The 17354-nt window shown below is 64.3% G+C and carries 15 protein-coding genes and 1 pseudogene; 11 read left to right on the top strand and 5 right to left on the bottom strand.

Features of this window, described 5'->3' with window-relative positions; translation table 11 throughout:
* Window positions 1-56 precede the first annotated feature (56 nt).
* The 3 genes from hemE to rho all read left to right on the top strand — a co-directional run bounded on the left by hemE (window position 57) and on the right by rho (window position 3052).
* Window positions 57-1100 carry a uroporphyrinogen decarboxylase gene (gene hemE / locus AC1DVM_RS00120; RefSeq protein WP_477250932.1) on the top strand — a complete coding sequence of 348 codons (1044 nt, stop codon included), beginning with the start codon at window positions 57-59 and terminating at the stop codon, window positions 1098-1100.
* Window position 1101: 1 nt separating this feature from the next.
* On the top strand, window positions 1102-1527 hold the full coding sequence (gene hemJ, locus AC1DVM_RS00125; protein WP_477250933.1) for a protoporphyrinogen oxidase HemJ: 426 nt from the start codon (window positions 1102-1104) through the stop codon (window positions 1525-1527).
* 259 nt (window positions 1528-1786) lie between these two features.
* Window positions 1787-3052 carry a transcription termination factor Rho gene (rho, locus tag AC1DVM_RS00130; RefSeq protein ID WP_477250934.1) on the top strand — a complete coding sequence of 422 codons (1266 nt, stop codon included), beginning with the start codon at window positions 1787-1789 and terminating at the stop codon, window positions 3050-3052.
* A gap of 204 nt (window positions 3053-3256) precedes the next feature.
* Here the strand turns inward: rho and AC1DVM_RS00135 are convergent, their stop codons facing one another.
* Window positions 3257-5266, bottom strand: a complete 2010-nt coding sequence (locus AC1DVM_RS00135) for a thioredoxin domain-containing protein (RefSeq protein WP_477250935.1) — start codon at window positions 5264-5266, stop codon at window positions 3257-3259.
* Between the two features lie 117 nt (window positions 5267-5383).
* Between AC1DVM_RS00135 and mnmE the strand changes: the two genes are divergently transcribed.
* The 7 genes and pseudogenes from mnmE to AC1DVM_RS00170 all read left to right on the top strand — a co-directional run bounded on the left by mnmE (window position 5384) and on the right by AC1DVM_RS00170 (window position 11674).
* The gene (gene mnmE, locus AC1DVM_RS00140; protein WP_477250937.1) at window positions 5384-6700 is read left to right on the top strand and encodes a tRNA uridine-5-carboxymethylaminomethyl(34) synthesis GTPase MnmE; all 1317 of its coding nucleotides are present in this window, start codon (window positions 5384-5386) and stop codon (window positions 6698-6700) included.
* Window positions 6701-6876: 176 nt separating this feature from the next.
* Window positions 6877-8751 (top strand): tRNA uridine-5-carboxymethylaminomethyl(34) synthesis enzyme MnmG, encoded by a 1875-nt coding sequence (gene mnmG / locus AC1DVM_RS00145; protein WP_477250939.1) that lies wholly within the window; start codon window positions 6877-6879, stop codon window positions 8749-8751.
* The gene (rsmG, locus tag AC1DVM_RS00150; RefSeq protein WP_477250940.1) at window positions 8748-9368 is read left to right on the top strand and encodes a 16S rRNA (guanine(527)-N(7))-methyltransferase RsmG; all 621 of its coding nucleotides are present in this window, start codon (window positions 8748-8750) and stop codon (window positions 9366-9368) included. Before mnmG ends, rsmG begins: the two co-directional genes overlap by 4 nt.
* Window positions 9365-10204, top strand: a complete 840-nt coding sequence (locus tag AC1DVM_RS00155; protein WP_477250941.1) for a ParA family protein — start codon at window positions 9365-9367, stop codon at window positions 10202-10204. Before rsmG ends, AC1DVM_RS00155 begins: the two co-directional genes overlap by 4 nt.
* 19 nt (window positions 10205-10223) lie before the next feature.
* On the top strand, window positions 10224-11102 hold the full coding sequence (locus AC1DVM_RS00160; protein ID WP_477250943.1) for a ParB/RepB/Spo0J family partition protein: 879 nt from the start codon (window positions 10224-10226) through the stop codon (window positions 11100-11102).
* 18 nt (window positions 11103-11120) lie between these two features.
* A pseudogene (locus tag AC1DVM_RS00165) lies at window positions 11121-11294 on the top strand (SMI1/KNR4 family protein); the annotation flags it as partial.
* 17 nt (window positions 11295-11311) lie between these two features.
* Window positions 11312-11674: a hypothetical protein gene (locus AC1DVM_RS00170; RefSeq protein WP_477251365.1), complete on the top strand. Its 363-nt coding sequence runs from the start codon at window positions 11312-11314 to the stop codon at window positions 11672-11674.
* Window positions 11675-11688: 14 nt separating this feature from the next.
* Here AC1DVM_RS00170 and holA read toward each other — a convergent pair whose 3' ends face one another.
* Genes holA through leuS form a run of 3 tightly spaced genes read right to left on the bottom strand, consistent with a single transcriptional unit; the run spans window position 11689 to window position 15864 of the window.
* Window positions 11689-12708 carry a DNA polymerase III subunit delta gene (gene holA, locus AC1DVM_RS00175; protein ID WP_477250945.1) on the bottom strand — a complete coding sequence of 340 codons (1020 nt, stop codon included), beginning with the start codon at window positions 12706-12708 and terminating at the stop codon, window positions 11689-11691.
* Window positions 12709-12713: 5 nt separating this feature from the next.
* Window positions 12714-13256 carry an LPS assembly lipoprotein LptE gene (gene lptE / locus AC1DVM_RS00180; protein ID WP_477250947.1) on the bottom strand — a complete coding sequence of 181 codons (543 nt, stop codon included), beginning with the start codon at window positions 13254-13256 and terminating at the stop codon, window positions 12714-12716.
* Entirely contained in the window at window positions 13243-15864 is a 2622-nt protein-coding gene (gene leuS, locus AC1DVM_RS00185) for a leucine--tRNA ligase (RefSeq protein WP_477250948.1), read from the bottom strand. Before leuS ends, lptE begins: the two co-directional genes overlap by 14 nt.
* A gap of 266 nt (window positions 15865-16130) precedes the next feature.
* Here leuS and AC1DVM_RS00190 point away from each other — a divergent pair, with 266 nt between their 5' ends.
* The gene (locus tag AC1DVM_RS00190; protein ID WP_477250950.1) at window positions 16131-16808 is read left to right on the top strand and encodes a YggS family pyridoxal phosphate-dependent enzyme; all 678 of its coding nucleotides are present in this window, start codon (window positions 16131-16133) and stop codon (window positions 16806-16808) included.
* Window positions 16809-16918: 110 nt separating this feature from the next.
* Here AC1DVM_RS00190 and AC1DVM_RS00195 read toward each other — a convergent pair whose 3' ends face one another.
* Window positions 16919-17350, bottom strand: coding sequence for a hypothetical protein (locus AC1DVM_RS00195; protein ID WP_477250951.1), 432 nt, complete (start codon window positions 17348-17350; stop codon window positions 16919-16921).
* Window positions 17351-17354 lie beyond the last annotated feature (4 nt).

Here is a 17354-nt window from a genome sequence, read left to right on the forward strand (position 1 = left end):
CCCAAGAGAAACAACAGATTCTAGATCAATCTCTTTTCTTTCTTTAGAGAGGCCCTGTGAACCACCGTCCCGCTAAAACGATTTTGCGCGTCCTCAATGGCGAACCGGTCTGGCCTCTGCCGGTCTGGATCATGCGTCAGGCGGGGCGCTATCTGCCGGAATACCGGGAAACCCGCAAACAGGCGGGCTCGTTCCTCGATCTCTGCTACACGCCGCGTCTCGCCGAGGAGGTGACGCTGCAGCCGATCCGCCGGTTCGGATTCGATGCCGCCATCATGTTCTCCGACATCCTGGTCATCCCGCACGCCCTCGGCCAGGACGTGCGTTTCGTCGAGAACGAGGGACCCAAGCTCGATCCGGTGACGTCGGAGGCCGATCTCAACAGGCTTTCGGACGAGATGCCCATGGCGCGTCTCGAGCCCGTCTTCGAGACGCTGGATCGCCTGCGGACGTCACTGCCCGAGGAAACCACCCTTTTGGGTTTCTGCGGCGCACCCTGGACCGTCGCCAGCTACATGATCGCCGGGAAGGGCACCCCCGACCAGGCGCCCGCGCGGCTGACCGCCTATCGCGATCCGGCCTTCATGCATAAGCTGATCGACAAGCTGGTGGTCGCCTCGACCGCCTATCTGATCCGCCAGGTCGACGCGGGCGCGGAAGCGATCCAGATTTTCGAGAGTTTCGGCTCGGCCCTGCCGCCGGCGCTCTTCGATCGGCTTTCGCTCGATCCGATCCGCCGCATGGTGGAGGGCCTGAAGACGGCGCGGCCGCAGGCCAAGGTGATCGTGTTCGTGCGGGGCGGGGGAGCGAACCTTCATCGTTTCGCGGCGGCGGGCATCGGCGACGGCCTCGCCCTCGACTGGACCCTCGATCCGGCGCGGGTTCTGCCGACCCTGCCGGACGGCGTTGCCACCCAGGGCAATCTCGATCCGCTGGCGCTCATCGCCGGAGGCGCGCCGCTGGAAAACGGCATCGATCACATTCTGGCATCCGTTCGCGGACGCCCGCACATTTTCAACCTGGGGCACGGCATCCTGCCTGAAACCCCGACCGAACACGTGGCGCAACTGATCGCCCGTGTCAGAGGATCCGGACACTGACATGAGCTACGCGTGGGTCAAAGCCTTTCACCTCATCGCGGTCATCAGCTGGATGGCCGGGATGCTCTACCTGCCGCGGCTCTTCGTCTATCACAGCGAAACGCCCAAGGGCTCGATCCAGTCCGACACGTTCAAGATCATGGAGCGGCGGCTCCTGAAGGCGATCATGACGCCGGCGATGATCGTCACCTGGATCCTCGGACTGGTTCTCATCTGGCAGGGCGGGTGGATCACCTCGGGCTGGCTTCACGCGAAGTTCCTGTTGGTCATCGCGCTCAGCGGCGTGCACGGTTTCCTGTCGAAGACCGTTCGGGAATTCGCCGCGGATCGCAATGTCCGGCCGGCCCGATTCTACCGCATGCTCAACGAGGTCCCGACGGTGCTGATGATCGTCATCGTGATCCTGGTGATCGTCAAACCGTTCTGATCCCGGCGCGGAATGTCACGATTTGGCGACATCGGTATCGCCTTTAGGGAACTTCGGGGTAGGGGACTTGAGGCCGGGAACGTTTGCGGCTAATGATCAGTTCTCCTTCCTCAAAAGACAGGTTGCGCTGCCCGGCCCCACTGACTCATTCCCTTGAGTCGCGGTTCGTGAAATGAGCGCCCTGCCCGAACGTCCCTTTCCGTCTCCCCCGCGTCCAGCATCCGTCTGTGCGCGCACCCACCTTCGCGAGTACTCCCCCATGAGGGAAATCAAACTACAGGACCTGAAGTCCAAGACTCCCACCGAACTCATCGCGTTCGCCGAGGAGCTCGAGGTCGAGAACGCCAGCACGATGCGCAAGCAGGAGCTGATGTTCGCGATCCTCAAGCAATTGGCCACGCGCGAAGTCGAGATCATCGGCGCGGGCGTCGTCGAAGTTCTTCAGGACGGCTTCGGCTTTCTCCGCTCGGCCGATTCGAATTACCTGTCGGGGCCCGACGACATCTACGTCAGCCCGAGCCAGATCCGGAAATTCGGCCTGCGCACCGGCGACACCGTCGACGGGCCGATCCGCGGACCCAAAGAGGGCGAGCGCTATTTCGCGCTGCTCAAGGTCAACACCATCAATTTCGAGGATCCCGAGAAGATCCGCCACAAGGTTCATTTCGACAACCTGACGCCGCTCTTCCCGACCGAGCGCTTCAAGCTCGAAATCGAGGATCCGACGCGCAAGGATTACTCGCCGCGGATCATCGACATCGTATCGCCGATCGGCAAAGGCCAGCGCGCGCTGATCGTCGCGCCGCCGCGCACGGGTAAGACCGTGCTCATGCAGAACGTCGCGCAATCGATCACCACCAACCATCCGGAATGCTACCTCATCGTGCTGCTCATCGACGAGCGGCCCGAGGAAGTCACCGACATGCAGCGTTCGGTGAAGGGCGAGGTCGTCGCCTCCACCTTCGACGAGCCGGCCTCGCGCCACGTGCAGGTCGCCGAGATGGTGATCGAGAAGGCCAAGCGCCTCGTCGAACACGGACGCGACGTGGTCATCCTGCTCGATTCGATCACCCGTCTCGGCCGCGCCTACAACACCGTCGTGCCGTCATCCGGCAAGGTGCTGACCGGCGGTGTGGACGCGAACGCGCTGCAGCGTCCGAAGCGCTTCTTCGGCGCCGCGCGCAACATCGAGGAAGGCGGCTCGCTCACCATCATCGCGACGGCGCTCATCGATACGGGCTCGCGCATGGACGAGGTGATCTTCGAAGAGTTCAAGGGCACCGGCAACTCGGAAATTATCCTGGATCGCAAGGTCGCGGACAAGCGCACCTTCCCGGCCATCGACATCACCCGGTCGGGCACCCGCAAGGAAGAGCTGCTGGTCCCGAGCGACACGCTCAAGAAGATGTACGTGCTCCGCCGCATCCTCAACCCGATGGGCACCGTGGACGCCATCGAGTTCCTGCTCGACAAGCTGCGGCAGACGAAATCGAACGCCGAGTTCTTCGATTCGATGAATACCTGAGTCCAAGAGACCGTCATATTCTGTCACATGCCCGGGATAAATTCCCGGGCATTTTTTTGTCCGGGGTCGATGGCGCGGTTGGACATCCATCCCACGCCGTCATGCCCGGGCTCGACCCCGGCACCCACACCTTCTTCCATGCCGCCGCCAGATAGACTTGGGTGGCCGGGTCAAGCCTGGCCATGACGGAATTTGATCCAGCCGTCAGCCCCCCGAGCCGCCAAGCATCTCCCGCACCCGCATCTCCAGATCAGCCGCATCGTAGGCCGGCAGCGAACAGCGCATGCCCGCGCAGACCAGCGCCTGCGGCCGGTCGCCCATTGCCGCCCCATGAGCCGGGTGTCCGGAGGCGAGGAGGTCGCCGGGACGGACCGTCACGACCGTCCGGTCCGTATAGGGCACCCGCATGGCGACCTCGCGCAGCGTATCCGTGGCCTCCCCCGAAATCACGATGGTCAGGCCGCGCAGATGCAGGTCGAGGGCGTTGAGGATCGACGTGTGGCCGAAGGGGTTCGTCCGCGCGATAGCCGTGAGGGTCGCGAGCATCGCTTCGGCGTTCTTGCGGTCGCCGTCCTCCCCGGTGATCTGCGCCAGCCTTACCAGGGCTTCGGCCAAGACCCCGTTGGCGTTGGGGACCGCATCGTCGTTGACCGGCTGGGGCCGGACCACGAGCGGATCGGCCTCGGCCGACGTCATGGCGAGCGTGCCGGTTTCGTGAACTGTGAAATCCCGCCCGAGCGTTTCGCCCCAACGTCGCGCATCGCTCAGGTATCGCTGCTGTCCCGTGGTCTCGAAGAGCGCCAGGGCCGCGCGCATCATCGCGGCGTGGTCGAGGGCGAAACCCGGAAAGATCAACGCGCCCCCACGCCAGGAATGTCCAAGCCGACCCTCCCGGTCCATCGATTCGGCAATGAAACGATAGGCGTTGGTGGCAGGGCCGATCCAATCCGGACGATCGAGGAGCGCAGCGGCCCGGATCATGGCGGCGATCATCAATCCGTTCCAATCCGCCAGCACCTTGTCGTCGAGGCCAGGCCGGATGCGCAGGGCCCGGCGGGCCAGAAGCTTGTCGCGCATGGGAGCGAGCCGGGCGTCGAGCTCGGCGGGGATCTCGCCGGTGATCAACAGGTTGGGGATGTTCGTCTCTTCCCAGTTGCCGTGCTGGGTGATGTCGTAAGTGGCGGCGAAGAGCGTCGCGTCGGCTCCTGACACCTCGCGGACCTCGTCGAGGCCCCACACATAGAACTTGCCCTCGACCCCTTCCGAATCGGCATCGAGGCTCGCGGCGAAGGCGCCTTCGGGCGTGGTCATCTCCCGCATCAGCCACCGGACGATCCCGTCCGCGGCATTGCGGAACAGGGGCCGCCGGCTCTCCGCGTAGGCCAGGGCGTAGAGTTCGAGAAGCTGCGCGTTGTCGTACAGCATCTTCTCGAAATGCGGCACGAGCCAGCGCTCGTCGACCGCGTAGCGCGCAAAGCCGCCGCCGATATGGTCGTGAATGCCGCCGAGCGCCATCCGCTCCATCGCCAGCAGAAACCGGTCGCGGGCGGTGGAATCGCGGTTCCGTCTGGCGTGCCGGAAGACGCATTCGAGGATCGGCGGGTTCGGAAATTTCGGCGCGCCGGGAAGCCCGCCATTGACCGGATCGAGGATTCCCGACAGCCGCCCCGCCAGATCGTCGAGTTCGGTCCCGGTCAGCGCGCCTCCGTCAGGCTGGGAGGTTTGCAACAGATGCGCCTTCAGCGCGCGGGCGTTTTTGTGGACGCGGTCCGGCTCTTCCCCGTGGATGCGGGCGATCTCCCGCAAGACCGCAATGAAGCCGGGCCGGCCGAAGCGCGGCTCCTTCGGAAAGTAGGTTCCGCCCCAGAACGGCTCGCCCTGGGGGGTGAGGAACATCGTCAGCGGCCAACCGCCCTGCTCACCGAGCGCGTGAAGTGCGCTCATATAGACCTGGTCCACATCGGGCCGTTCTTCCCGGTCGACCTTGATATTGACGAAGAGCGCGTTCATGACCTCCGCGACCTCCGGATCTTCGAAGCTCTCATGGGCCATCACGTGGCACCAATGACAGGCTGCGTAGCCGATGGAGATCAGGACCGGCCGATCGAGGCGTCGGGCCTGTGCAAGCGCCTCTTCGCCCCATTCCCACCAATCGACGGGGTTGTGGCGGTGCTGGAGCAGGTAGGGCGAGCTTGCCTCTTGGAGGCGGTTCATGATGCTGCTTCCGGTTGGATGTCGGCTTCATGCGAGGCCGAACGGGGTGCTGCCACAGGTTTAAAGCTTCGTCGCCCGGCTGGTTCAGCGCCGGTGTGGATTTTGAAGGTTCAAGACATGCGATCCGACGATACCATCTTTGCTCCCGCCTCGGGATTTGGCCGCGCTGCCGTATGCGTGATCCGGATCAGCGGGCCGCAAAGTCGATTTATGGTCGAAACGATTGCCGGCGCGCTGCCGCCGCCACGTCGTCTGGCGCTGCGGATGCTGCGGGATCCGGCCAGCGGCGAGCCCCTCGATCAGGCCCTGGTGGCGTGGATGCCGGGGCCTGCCAGCTTCACCTGCGAGGATCAGGCCGAGCTTCACATCCATGGCGGGCTTGCCTCGCGGGCGGCCATCCTGCGCTGCCTCGGCGCCCTCCCCCATTGCCGGTCGGCCGAGGCCGGCGAATTCACCCGCCGGGCCTTTCTCAATGGACGCATGGACCTCAGCCGGGTCGAGGGTCTCGCGGATCTCATCGACGCCGAGACCGAGGCGCAACGACGCCAGGCGTTTCTGCAACTCGAAGGCCGCTTGGGAAATGCCGCCGAGCAATGGCGCGAGGATGTGTTGCAGGCACTCGCCAGGCTGGAAGCGAGCCTCGACTTCTCTGACGAGGGCGATGTTCCGGAGGCATTGGAAGCCGATATCGTTCGTCGCCTCGAAGCTCTAGCCGGGGCCATCGGCCGGACCCTCGCCAATCGCAGCGGCGAGCGGCTGCGCGAGGGTCTGATGGTGGTTCTGGCCGGCGCGCCCAACGTGGGCAAATCGACCCTGCTCAACGCCCTCGCCCAGCGGGATGTAGCCATCGTGTCGCCCGTTGCCGGCACGACGCGGGATGTCATCGAGGTTCGGTGTGATCTTGGTGGTCTGCCGGTGACGATCGTCGACACGGCGGGTCTGCGGGAGAGCAGCGACCTGATCGAGCGGGAGGGCGTGGCGCGGGCGGAGGCGCGGGCGCGGGACGCCGATATCGTTCTGTGGCTCGTTGCGCCTGGAGACGAGAACGCGGTCAAGCCGCCCCCTGGGCGCTTGCTTCTGCGGGTCGGAACCAAGGGCGATTTGAATCGGGTCCGTCATGATTGCGATCTTGTCGTGTCGGCGGCGACCGGAGAAGGCATTCCCGATCTCATTCAGCGCCTCGAAGGAGAGGCCATGGGCTTGCTGGACGGGGGTTCGGACGCGCTGCTCACCCGCGAGCGCCATCGGCTCGCTCTGCAGGATGCTAACCATTGCTTAACCAACGCGATCGAAATTCTGCGACGGCAGGGGCCGGTCGAACTCGCCGCCGAGGAGACCCGTTTGGCCGCGCGGGCGCTGGGGCGGGTCACGGGGCGAGTCGATGTGGAGGACGTGCTGGACAGGCTGTTTTCCAGTTTCTGCATTGGGAAATGACTTGTTTTGGATGACAGGATGCGGACCCCAAGCCTGTGCGTGGAGAGTCGACAAGGAGTCGAGAACCTGTGGGCGGGCAGTGGAAAACCTGCGCACGGCTGGGATGTTTCACGTGAAACATTTTGTCCTTTGACCTGCGGGAAGCGACCGCGTATCCCCCTCTCGGAGAGTCACGCATGATGAGATTTGACGTTATCGTTGTGGGAGGCGGGCATGCCGGCGCAGAGGCCGCCGCGGCTTCCGCGCGGCTTGGGGCACGCACGGCCCTTGTCACCCACAAGGCGGCGACTATCGGCATCATGTCCTGCAACCCGGCGATTGGCGGATTGGGGAAGGGCCATCTCGTTCGCGAGATCGACGCCCTCGATGGCGTAATGGGGCGGATCGCCGACGCTTCCGGCATCCAGTTCCGCCTTCTCAATCGACGAAAAGGGCCGGCGGTTCGGGGTCCCCGTACGCAGGCCGACCGCAAGCTCTACGCGCGCGCCATGCAGGCCGAGTTAGGGGCCACCGAAAACCTGACCATTGTCGAGGGCGAAGCGTCGGATTTCCTCGCGTCCGACGGCCGCGTGACGGCCTTGGTGCTCGCCGACGGTCGGCATTTGGAAACAGGCGCGTTGGTCCTCACGACCGGGACTTTTCTCTCGGGACTCATCCATATCGGTGAGCGCAAGATTCCGGCCGGGCGTATGGGGGAGAATCCGTCGCTCAGTCTGCCCAAGACCTTTTCCCGGCTTGGCTTCACCCTGGGACGGCTCAAGACCGGGACCCCTCCCCGCCTCGACGGGCGCACCATCGATTGGGCGGGCGTGGACAAGCAGGCCGCCGATGACGAGCCCGTACCGTTCTCCAGCCTGACGGATCGTATCACGGTGCCGCAGATCGAATGTGGCATCACCCGGACAAATGCGGCCGGGCACGATCTGATCCGGCAGAATCTTCACCGGGCGCCCACGTATTCAGGCGACATCCAGAGCCTCGGCCCGCGCTATTGCCCGTCCATAGAGGATAAGGTGGTCCGCTTCAGCGATCGGGAAAGCCACCAGATCTTTCTCGAGCCCGAGGGCTTGGACGATATCACCGTCTATCCGAATGGCATCTCCACGTCGCTGCCGGAAGACGTGCAGTTGGGTCTGTTGACCCATATTCCGGGCCTCGAACGGGTCCGGATGATCCAGCCCGGCTATGCGATCGAGTATGATTTCGTCGATCCCCGGAACCTGACACCCACCCTCGAAACGAAGGCCGTGAGAGGTCTGTTCCTGGCAGGCCAGATCAATGGGACGACCGGCTATGAAGAGGCGGCGGCGCAGGGATTGCTGGCCGGCCTCAACGCCGCGCGTTTCGCGGGAGGACAAGCCGGCATCGTTCTCGACCGCGCCGAATCCTATATGGGCGTGCTGGTCGACGACCTCGTGACACGGGGCGTGAGCGAGCCCTACCGGATGTTCACGTCGCGCTCTGAATATCGCCTCAGCCTCCGGGTGGATAACGCGGATGAGCGTTTGACGCCCAAGGGCCTCGCGATCGGATGCGTTGGCTCTAAGAGGGAACGTCACTTCTCGCTCTCACAGCAGCGGATCAAAGAGGCCGAGGCGACGCTCCGGTCGTTGGCGATTACCCCGAAGGAGGCCGCCAAGCACGGCCTGGAGATCAACCAGGACGGCGTCCGGCGCAGCGCCTACCAGCTCCTGTCCTATCCGACGATCTCGTGGTCGGATTTGGAACGGCCCTGGCCCGCCCTCGCCCACACGGCGCCTGCCATCAAGGATCGCCTGGAAACCGACGCGACCTATGCGGTCTATCTCGACCGTCAGCGCGCCGATATCGCGGCTTTCCGACGCGACGAGAGCGTCGTTCTGGAGGCCATCGATTTCACCAACCTACCGGGAATCTCGAACGAGATACGGGCCAAGCTCGACCGTGTCCGCCCCGCTACGCTGGGGCAGGCAGCCCGCATCGAGGGAGTGACGCCCGCCGCGCTGACGCTGCTCGCCGCTTTTGCGAAGCGCGACGGTACGGGTCGCGCTCCTGCGGCGGATCTCTCATGAGCGAGTCGCTTGCGCCGTTACAGAATGTTTCACGTGAAACAGCCGAGCGCCTGCGGCTGCTCGAAAGCGAATTGCGGCGCTGGCAGGCGATCAAGAATCTGGTTGGCCCCGGGACGTTGGACGACATCTGGAACCGCCACATTGTCGATTCGCTCCAGCTTTTGAACGCGGCTCCCGACGTTAAAAGCTGGCTCGATCTCGGTTCCGGCGCCGGTTTTCCCGGTCTCGTACTGGCCATCGCGGGCCGCGAACGAGACCTCCAAGTCGATCTCGTCGAGAGCAACTCGCGAAAATGCGCCTTCCTGCGGCACGTCGCGCGGCTCACCGAGGCCAATGCGCGTGTCCACGAAGCCAGGCTTGAAGCAATCATCCCGCAATTTGTCGGCAAGGTCGACGTGGTGTCGGCGAGGGCACTCGCGTCCTTAACCAAGCTCCTGGAATGGACCGAGCCCCTGTTGAAAGCGGGGACAATTGGCCTGTTCCCGAAGGGCCGGGACGTGGATGCGGAATTGACCGAGGCAGCGCGATCGTGGAAGCTAGGCACGGAGATCCTTCCGAGCCAGACTGATTCCGACGCCAGGATTCTCCGCATAACCTCCATCGAGAGAGTGTCATGACCACCGAACGCAGCGAATCTCCTGCCGGAGCGCGCCCGGCCCTGCCGCGCACGCTGGTGCTCGCCAACCAGAAGGGCGGGGTGGGAAAGACCACGACGGCCATCAATCTGGGCACGGCGCTCGCCGCCATCGGCGAAAAGGTCCTGATTCTGGATCTCGACCCGCAGGGCAACGCCTCCACCGGACTAGGCCTTGACCGCAAGAACCGGCCAGTCTCGACCTACCACGTGCTGACCGGCGAAGCGTCGCTGGAAAGCGCCATCACTGCCACGGTGGTGCCGCGCCTTTTCGTGGCGCCGTCGACCCTGGACCTTCTCGGGGTCGAGCTCGAGATTTCCGGAGAGCGCGACCGGGTTCAGCGCCTCAAGAAAGCCATTTCAGCTCTCATGACCTCAGAGGTAAGTGATCCGTTTACTTATATCCTGATTGACTGCCCGCCTTCGCTCAATCTTTTGACCATCAATGCCTTGACCGCAGCTGATGCCGTTCTGGTACCCCTCCAATGCGAATTCTTCGCTCTGGAAGGCCTCAGCCAGTTGCTGAAGACGGTCGAGCAGGTCCGGTCGGCCCTCAACCCCAATCTCACCATCCATGGCGTCGTGCTCACCATGTTCGACCCGCGAAACAATCTGTCGGGGCAGGTGGTGGCCGATGTTCGCCAGTTTATGGGCAGCAAGGTCTACGAGACGATGATCCCCCGGAACGTCCGGGTGTCCGAGGCCCCGTCCCACGGTAAACCGGTTCTGCTCTATGACCTCAAATGCGCCGGTTCGCAGGCCTATCTTCGACTCGCTTCCGAAATCATCCAACGCGAGCGCGCGCTTCGCGCCGCTTGAACCAGATCTGAGAAACTCAATGGCAGAAGACGCGAAGCCCCGCCTGGGCCGAGGATTGGCAGCCCTCATTGGCGAGGTCGGAGACGAGATGTCGGTGGTGGAGCGCGGGCGCGGCCAGCGCCGCGTTCCCGTCGAGTTTCTGCGCCCGAACCCGCGCAACCCGCGCAAATATTTCGAAGAGAGCGAGCTGCGGGAATTATCCCAGTCGATTCGCGATCGCGGCATCATCCAGCCGATCGTGGTGCGGCCCGTGCCGAACAAGTCCGACGCGTTCGAAATCGTGGCCGGCGAGCGTCGCTGGCGGGCGGCCCAGAATGCGGGTCTCCACGACGTACCCGTCGTGGTTGTGGAGATCGACGACAAGACGTCGCTCGAATACGCCATTCTGGAAAACGTCCAGCGTGCCGATCTCAACCCCATCGAAGAGGCGCAAGGCTATTCGCGCCTGATGGCTGAATTTTCCTACACGCAGGAGAATCTGGCGAAGATCATCGGCAAGAGCCGGAGCCACATCGCCAACATGATGCGGCTGTCGGATCTGCCGGAATCCGTGAAAGCCTTGCTGGTCAACCGCCAGATCACCGCCGGCCACGGCCGCGCGCTGCTCTCGGTCAGCGATCCGCACGGGGTGGCCCGCCGCATCGTCGACCAAGGCATGAGCGTCCGGCAGGTCGAGGAGATCGCCCAAGCCGACCAGACCATCCCGAAGAACCTCGAGACCAAGTCGGCCTTCAAGCCCGGCAAGGACCCGGATACCCGGGCCCTGGAACGCGCTTTGCAGGACGTGCTCGGCCTCAATGTCGAGATCGCCCATAAGGGCCAGGGCGGCGAATTGCGCATTCGCTACAAGACCCTGGAGCAGCTCGACGGCCTCTGCCGCAGGCTCAACCCGCAATAGGTCGGGCGAGGGAAGTGCATGGATGTCCGGCGCTTGATAGCACCCTTGACCGAGCGCTGGAACGAGGGCGAGCGCGACTGGGCGTTCGTCAAAGACCCTAATCATGACATTGCGCGCTGGGAGGAAAGCACAGGGCTTTCTCTTCCGGATGGGTATCGCCGATTCATGCTCAGGTTCAATGGCGGCCGCGTTTATCCGCGGCTTTTTCATTGCAGCATTCTCAAGGCGAGCTCACCACCTTCATCGACCCGTTCTATTCGTGGACGAAAGTCGAAACTTATACGCGCGGGGATATGTATGGCAAAGGCACCCCGCCCGAGATGCTTTTCATCGGCTGCGACCCTGGGGGCATTGAAGTTCTCCTGTCGCTTCGTCCGGCGGATTACGGACATCTTTTTTGTTGGTTTCACAGCACGAATATTTGGGGCACCGACGACAATGACCGGATTTGGTACCAGGCCGCGTCCTTTGAAGCTTTTCTTGGCTCGTTGCACGACGAGCCGGACGGGTCGGATTATGAGAGTTGGCGCACCCCTCTGTTCGACAAGCTCGCCAAGCCGCTCGTGTTTTAGACCCAAGCAATCATTTACCGCCGCGCGGCGCGGGCCAGATCGAGAAGCGTCTTGGCAGCGGTCACGTCGGCGAGGGTGGCGAGCCGGCGGGTTTGCAGGATGCCGGTCTGGATCGACGCGATGGCGTCCTTCAATCCGGCGACGTCCCAGCGCTGGAGCTGGCGTTCGACCAGCGGCTTTCGCCGGAAATGCAGGCCGCGCATCGTCTCCATGACGCTTGAGACGCTTCGGCCCTCCTCCACGGACTGACGGCCCGAGAGCAACATCATGGCGTGGCGCAAGGCCGCGCCCAGAACGACTGAAGCATGTATCCCCTCGGCCGCCAGGCGACGCGAGCCGATTTCGAGCTCCGAGCCCATGCCCGCGAAGGCCGCATCCACCACCGCATCCATGGCGAGACTCGAGACGTCGCTCATGATGGCGTCCACATCCGCGAGGGTGATTTCGCGTTGGCCGTGCGCATAGAGCATCAGCTTCGCAAGCTCCCCACGGGTCGCAAGCCGGTCGCCGCCAAGCGACGCCAGGATTGCCGCGCGGGCCTCGCGGGACACCGAAAAGCCGCCGGTCTTGATGGCCTCGTCCACCACCGAGCCGAGATCGCGGCCGCTATCCGCGTAGCAGGGCAGGGCCAGCGCGCGCTGGGACTTCTCGCACAGGTTGCGCAAGGGCGAGGATTTGGCGAGGTCGCCCGCCTCGATCACGATGGTCGTGTCCTGCAGGTCGGACTTCAACACGGCATCGACCGCGGGCGCGATGTTGCGGGAGGTCGAGCGGATCCAGAGCGCCCGCCTGCCGCCGAACAGGCCCATGGTGCCGGCCTCGTCGGCGAGCCGTCCGGGGTCGGCCGCGATGTCGTCGCCATCGAGGCGGATGAGCTGGAACGGGTCGGCGGGGTCGTCCACCCCGCGCTGGGCCAGCGCCCTGGCGCGCTCGTTCACCAGCCCCGTATCGGGCCCATAGACGAGATAGACGCCGATGCGCGGATCGGCGCGCCGCAGCACACCTTCCACGTCACCGGCTTTGACCGCGACCATCCGGACTACATCTGCGACAGGGTCGCGGCGATGCGGGTCTTGACCTGCTCGGCCAGGGTCTTGGCGAGGCGGATTTCCGCGTCGCGCGCCGCCCGAACGGTGGCAAACCGCTGGTTGAAACGGTCATAAGTCGTCTGCCCGGTAGCGGTGCCGGTCGTCACGACGGTCTTTCCGTCGAGGCTCGTCAGCGTGTATTTCAGGTTGCCGATGAGCGTCGCGGATTGGGCGCGACCCGAGACCGAATCGACGATGGGCGTGCTCAGGCGCTCGGTCAGCGCCAGCTTGAGGTTGTACTTCTTCGGCGTGTCCGACCCCGAGCCGTTGAAGGCGTAGATCAGTTCGCTGCGAAGGTAATGACCCACGACCGCCTGCGAATCCGGCCATTCCTTGTCCGGAATATCGATGGAGGCGAGCACATTCTGAAGCGAAGCGCCCGAGACCGCGGGTCCGTGGAGCGGTCGCAGGCACGCCGACAGCCCGAGTGCGATGCCCACGATGGCCGCCACGCGAAGGCCGCTGCGGAGGTGGGGGAGGTTAAGCAACGACATTCACGATCCTCTGTGGAACGACAATGATTTTCCGGGGCGCCTTGCCCTCGAGAACCCGCTGGACGCCGTCGAGTGCCAGCACGGCGGCCTCGATCGTCGCCTGGTCGGCTTCGCGCGCCACCGTGACGTCGGCGCGCTTCTTGCCGTTGACCTGGACCGGCAGGGTGATCTGGTCCTCGACCAGCATCGAAGGATCGAGCTCCGGCCACGGCGTGTCGGCGACGAGGCCCGCCTGACCGAGCGCCTGCCAGCTTTCCTCCGCCAGATGCGGCATCATGGGGGCCAGGAGTTGCACGAAAATCCGCCCGGCCTCGCGGAAGGCGCCACTGAGCCCGGATTCCTGGGAGGTCTTGGCCTGACCCAGCAGATCCTGCAGGCTGTTGGCGAGTTCATAGAGATGCGCCACGCAGCGGTTGAACCGCAGCCGCTCCACGTCGTCGCTGACAGCCGCCAGCGCCTTGTGGGCAGCCTTGCGGACAGCGAGCGCCACAGGGCCGTCGCCGGGCCTATCAGCGCCGTCGGCGGTGCGGTCCGCGAGTTCCGAGATCAGGCGCCACACGCGCTGTACGAAGCGGCCCGCGCCCTGCACGCCTTCCTCGGTCCAGATCACGTCGCGCTCGGGCGGGGAATCCGACAGCATGAACCAGCGCGCGGTGTCGGCGCCGTAGGAGGCAATGATCTCGTCGGGATCGACCGTATTCTTCTTCGACTTCGACATCTTCTCGATGGAGCCGATCTCGATCGGCGCTCCCGTCGTCACGTGCAGCGCCTTGCGGGCGCTCCCGTCCTGTTCGAAGCGCACGTCGCTCGGCAGAACCCAGCCGCCGGCCGCATCCTTGTAGGTTTCGTGCACCACCATGCCTTGCGTGAACAACCCCGCGAAGGGTTCGTCGATGCCCGCATGGCCGGTCTTCTTCATGGCGCGGGTAAAGAAGCGCGAATAGAGCAGGTGCAGAATCGCGTGCTCGATGCCGCCGATATACTGGTCGACCGGCAGCCAGGAATCCACAACGGCGCGGTCCGTCGGGCGGTCGGTCAGGGTCGGGTCGGTAAAGCGGGCGAAATACCAGGACGAATCGACGAAGGTGTCCATGGTGTCGGTTTCGCGCCGGGCCGCCTTGCCGCATTGCGGGCAATCCACATGCTTCCAGGTCGGGTGCCGATCGAGCGGGTTGCCGGGCACGTCGAAGGACACGTCCTCCGGCAGCACCACGGGAAGCTGCTCCTTGGGCACCGGCACGATGCCGCAATCCTCGCAATGGACGATGGGAATCGGGCAGCCCCAATAGCGCTGGCGCGAGATGCCCCAGTCGCGGAGGCGGAAATTGACCTTGCGCTCGGCCACCGGGCGGTTGCGGCGGCTTTGATTTTCGAGAATGCGCGCGACTTCTTCCTTGGCGTCCGCGATGGTTTTGCCGTCGAGAAAGCGCGAATTGATCATCCGGCCGTCGCCGTCATAGGCCGTATCGGTGATGACGAAAGTCGCCGGGTCCGCGTCGGGCGGGCACACCACGGGGATATTGCCGAGGCCGTATTTGTTGACGAAATCGAGGTCGCGCTGGTCATGGGCCGGGCAGCCGAAGATGGCGCCGGTGCCGTATTCCATCAGGACGAAATTCGCCACGTACACGGGCAGCGACCAGGCCGGGTCGAGGGGATGGACGGCCCGGATGCCGGTGTCGAAGCCGAGTTTCTCGGCCTTGTCGATGGCCTCCTGCGCGGTGCCGGTGCGCTTGGCCGTCTCGATGAAGGCCTGAAGCTCAAGGTTGTTCTCGGCCGCGGCCCGGGCGAGGGGGTGGTCCGGCGCGACGGCGACGAACTTGGCGCCGAACAGCGTGTCGGGACGCGTGGTGTAGATCTCGACCTCGTCCTCGCCACCGGGGGTGGTGTTGGGGTCGAGTGCGAAGCGCACCAGGAGGCCCTCCGAGCGGCCGATCCAGTTGCGCTGCATCAGGCGCACTTTTTCGGGCCAGCGATCGAGGGTGTCCAGCGCGTCGTGAAGGTCCTGCGCGTAATCGGTGATCTTCAAAAACCACTGCGTCAACTCGCGCTGCTCGACGAGCGCACCGGAACGCCAGCCCCGGCCGTCGATCACCTGTTCGTTCGCCAGCACCGTGTGGTCGACCGGATCCCAATTCACCTTGGCGGTCTTGCGGTCGACGAGGCCCGCGGCCAGAAAGTCGATGAACATGCGCTGCTGGTGGCGGTAATAGCTCGGATCGCAGGTGGCGATCTCACGGCTCCAGTCGATGGCGAGGCCCATGGATTTGAGCTGCGCCCGCATGGTGGCGATGTTGGCGTAGGTCCATTCTTTCGGATGCACCTTGTTCTGCATGGCGGCGTTTTCCGCCGGCATGCCGAAGGCGTCCCACCCCATCGGATGCAGCACGCTGAAGCCGCGCGCGCGCTTGTAGCGCGCCACCACGTCGCCCATGGTGTAGTTGCGCACGTGCCCCATATGGATGCGCCCGGACGGATACGGGAACATCTCCAGCACGTAATATTTCGGGCGCGGATCGGCGTTGTCGGTCTTGAAGAGATCGCGGTCGTTCCAGACCTTGCGCCATTTCAGCTCGGCTTCCTTGGCGTTGTAGCGCTCGGGCCTCATTTTTCGTTACACATCCGTCATAGCGTGGGGGCGGCGGCGTTGCGCCACCGGGTGTGGGCGGACTAGAACATGATGCCGAAAAGTGCAACGCGGATTTCGGCCGACATCATGCTCAGGTTATTGGAATCGATCACGTTTTATGATCTGAGACCGAAACGGTCACAAATCATCGTGATCTAGGACACAGCTCTCCCGCGCGGTCAACGCCCCCGCGCGCACGGGAGCCCTGACGATTTCAACCGCATGGCGAGAGGCAGGCGATACCCATGACCGAACACGATTCCGTCGCGGCGCTGAACGAGGTGCGGGCGGGCATCTCCCGCGCGGCCTCCGATTACGAACGCGATCCGGCCTCGATCACCCTGGTGGCGGTCTCGAAGCTGTTTCCGCCGCAGGAGATCGAGCCGGTCTTGGCGGCGGGCCAGCGGGTGTTCGGCGAGAACTACGTGCAGGAGGCGAACGCCAAATGGCCGGGATTGCGCCAGCGTTATCCGGATGTGGAGCTTCACCTCATCGGCCCCCTGCAATCCAACAAGGCCAAGGAGGCCGTCGCGCTCTTCGACGTCATCGAAACCCTCGACCGGCCCTCCCTCGCCGAGGCTTTGGCGAAGGAAATCGCCAAGCAGGGCAAAGCTCCGCGCCTGCTGGTGCAGGTGAATACCGGCGAGGAGCCGCAGAAGGGCGGCCTGATGCCGTCGGAGCTCGACGGGTTTCTGGACCGGTGCCGGTCACTTGGCCTGACCGTCGAGGGCCTGATGTGCATCCCGCCCGCCGAAGACCCGCCCTCGCCCCATTTCGCACTCTTGAACGCCATGGCGGCGAAGCACGACCTGAAAACCCTCTCCATGGGCATGAGCGCCGATTACGACCCGGCGATCCAGCTCGGGGCGACGCATGTGCGGGTGGGAAGTGCTATTTTCGGCATGCGGGCGACGAAAGGGTGATGTCTCGGACATTCAATGAACCATGAGCATGCGGGCGAAGCGTCCCGTTTTCGGGTTCCAGTAGTAGAGCAAAGTGATTGTCTCATCGATGACGATGAGGCCCGTCGACTTCAGCCGAACCGAACGCCTCGCGGCCCTGCAATCATCGTCGAAACAATTCGGGCCCAAAGGCCAGGTTTGGCAACGCCGAGGCCGCCTGTCGCCAGGGTGAGGTCCTCGGCATCCGGATCGATTCCGCTACGATCGCTGCCGGAGAAAGCCAGCACCACAACGCGATTCTTGAGCGCCACGACCACGCCCCTCGCCCCATCCGCGAGTCGGACCAGGATTGCCGCCCGATCTTTCGCGCCGTCCCCGTCGAAATCTGCCTCAATCGCCGCAGGATCGATGGAATCCGGCGCGGTGTCCGCCACGCGTAGCCGCTCTTCTTCGGGCGTCAGATCTCTCCATCCTGTCGGTGCTTTGCCTGAGGCCGACAGGGGCGCGAGGATCGACGCCACCGCGACGGCGACGCGGATACGGGCGGCGAGAGAACGCTTCATCGGG

The sequence above is a fragment of the Microvirga sp. P4_A5 genome (genome assembly GCF_056402495.1).

What these genes read in the sequence shown, in the direction of transcription:
- hemJ (WP_477250933.1), top strand. Translation starts at nt 1,102, where the DNA reads ATGAGCTACGCGTGGGTCAAAGCCTTTCACCTCATCGCGGTCATCAGC.
- rho (WP_477250934.1), top strand. Translation starts at nt 1,787, where the DNA reads ATGAGGGAAATCAAACTACAGGACCTGAAGTCCAAGACTCCCACCGAA.
- AC1DVM_RS00135 (WP_477250935.1), bottom strand. Translation starts at nt 5,266, where the DNA reads ATGAACCGCCTCCAAGAGGCAAGCTCGCCCTACCTGCTCCAGCACCGC.
- mnmE (WP_477250937.1), top strand. Translation starts at nt 5,384, where the DNA reads ATGCGATCCGACGATACCATCTTTGCTCCCGCCTCGGGATTTGGCCGC.
- mnmG (WP_477250939.1), top strand. Translation starts at nt 6,877, where the DNA reads ATGATGAGATTTGACGTTATCGTTGTGGGAGGCGGGCATGCCGGCGCA.
- rsmG (WP_477250940.1), top strand. Translation starts at nt 8,748, where the DNA reads ATGAGCGAGTCGCTTGCGCCGTTACAGAATGTTTCACGTGAAACAGCC.
- AC1DVM_RS00155 (WP_477250941.1), top strand. Translation starts at nt 9,365, where the DNA reads ATGACCACCGAACGCAGCGAATCTCCTGCCGGAGCGCGCCCGGCCCTG.
- AC1DVM_RS00160 (WP_477250943.1), top strand. Translation starts at nt 10,224, where the DNA reads ATGGCAGAAGACGCGAAGCCCCGCCTGGGCCGAGGATTGGCAGCCCTC.
- holA (WP_477250945.1), bottom strand. Translation starts at nt 12,708, where the DNA reads ATGGTCGCGGTCAAAGCCGGTGACGTGGAAGGTGTGCTGCGGCGCGCC.
- lptE (WP_477250947.1), bottom strand. Translation starts at nt 13,256, where the DNA reads ATGTCGTTGCTTAACCTCCCCCACCTCCGCAGCGGCCTTCGCGTGGCG.
- leuS (WP_477250948.1), bottom strand. Translation starts at nt 15,864, where the DNA reads ATGAGGCCCGAGCGCTACAACGCCAAGGAAGCCGAGCTGAAATGGCGC.
- AC1DVM_RS00190 (WP_477250950.1), top strand. Translation starts at nt 16,131, where the DNA reads ATGACCGAACACGATTCCGTCGCGGCGCTGAACGAGGTGCGGGCGGGC.
- AC1DVM_RS00195 (WP_477250951.1), bottom strand. Translation starts at nt 17,350, where the DNA reads ATGAAGCGTTCTCTCGCCGCCCGTATCCGCGTCGCCGTCGCGGTGGCG.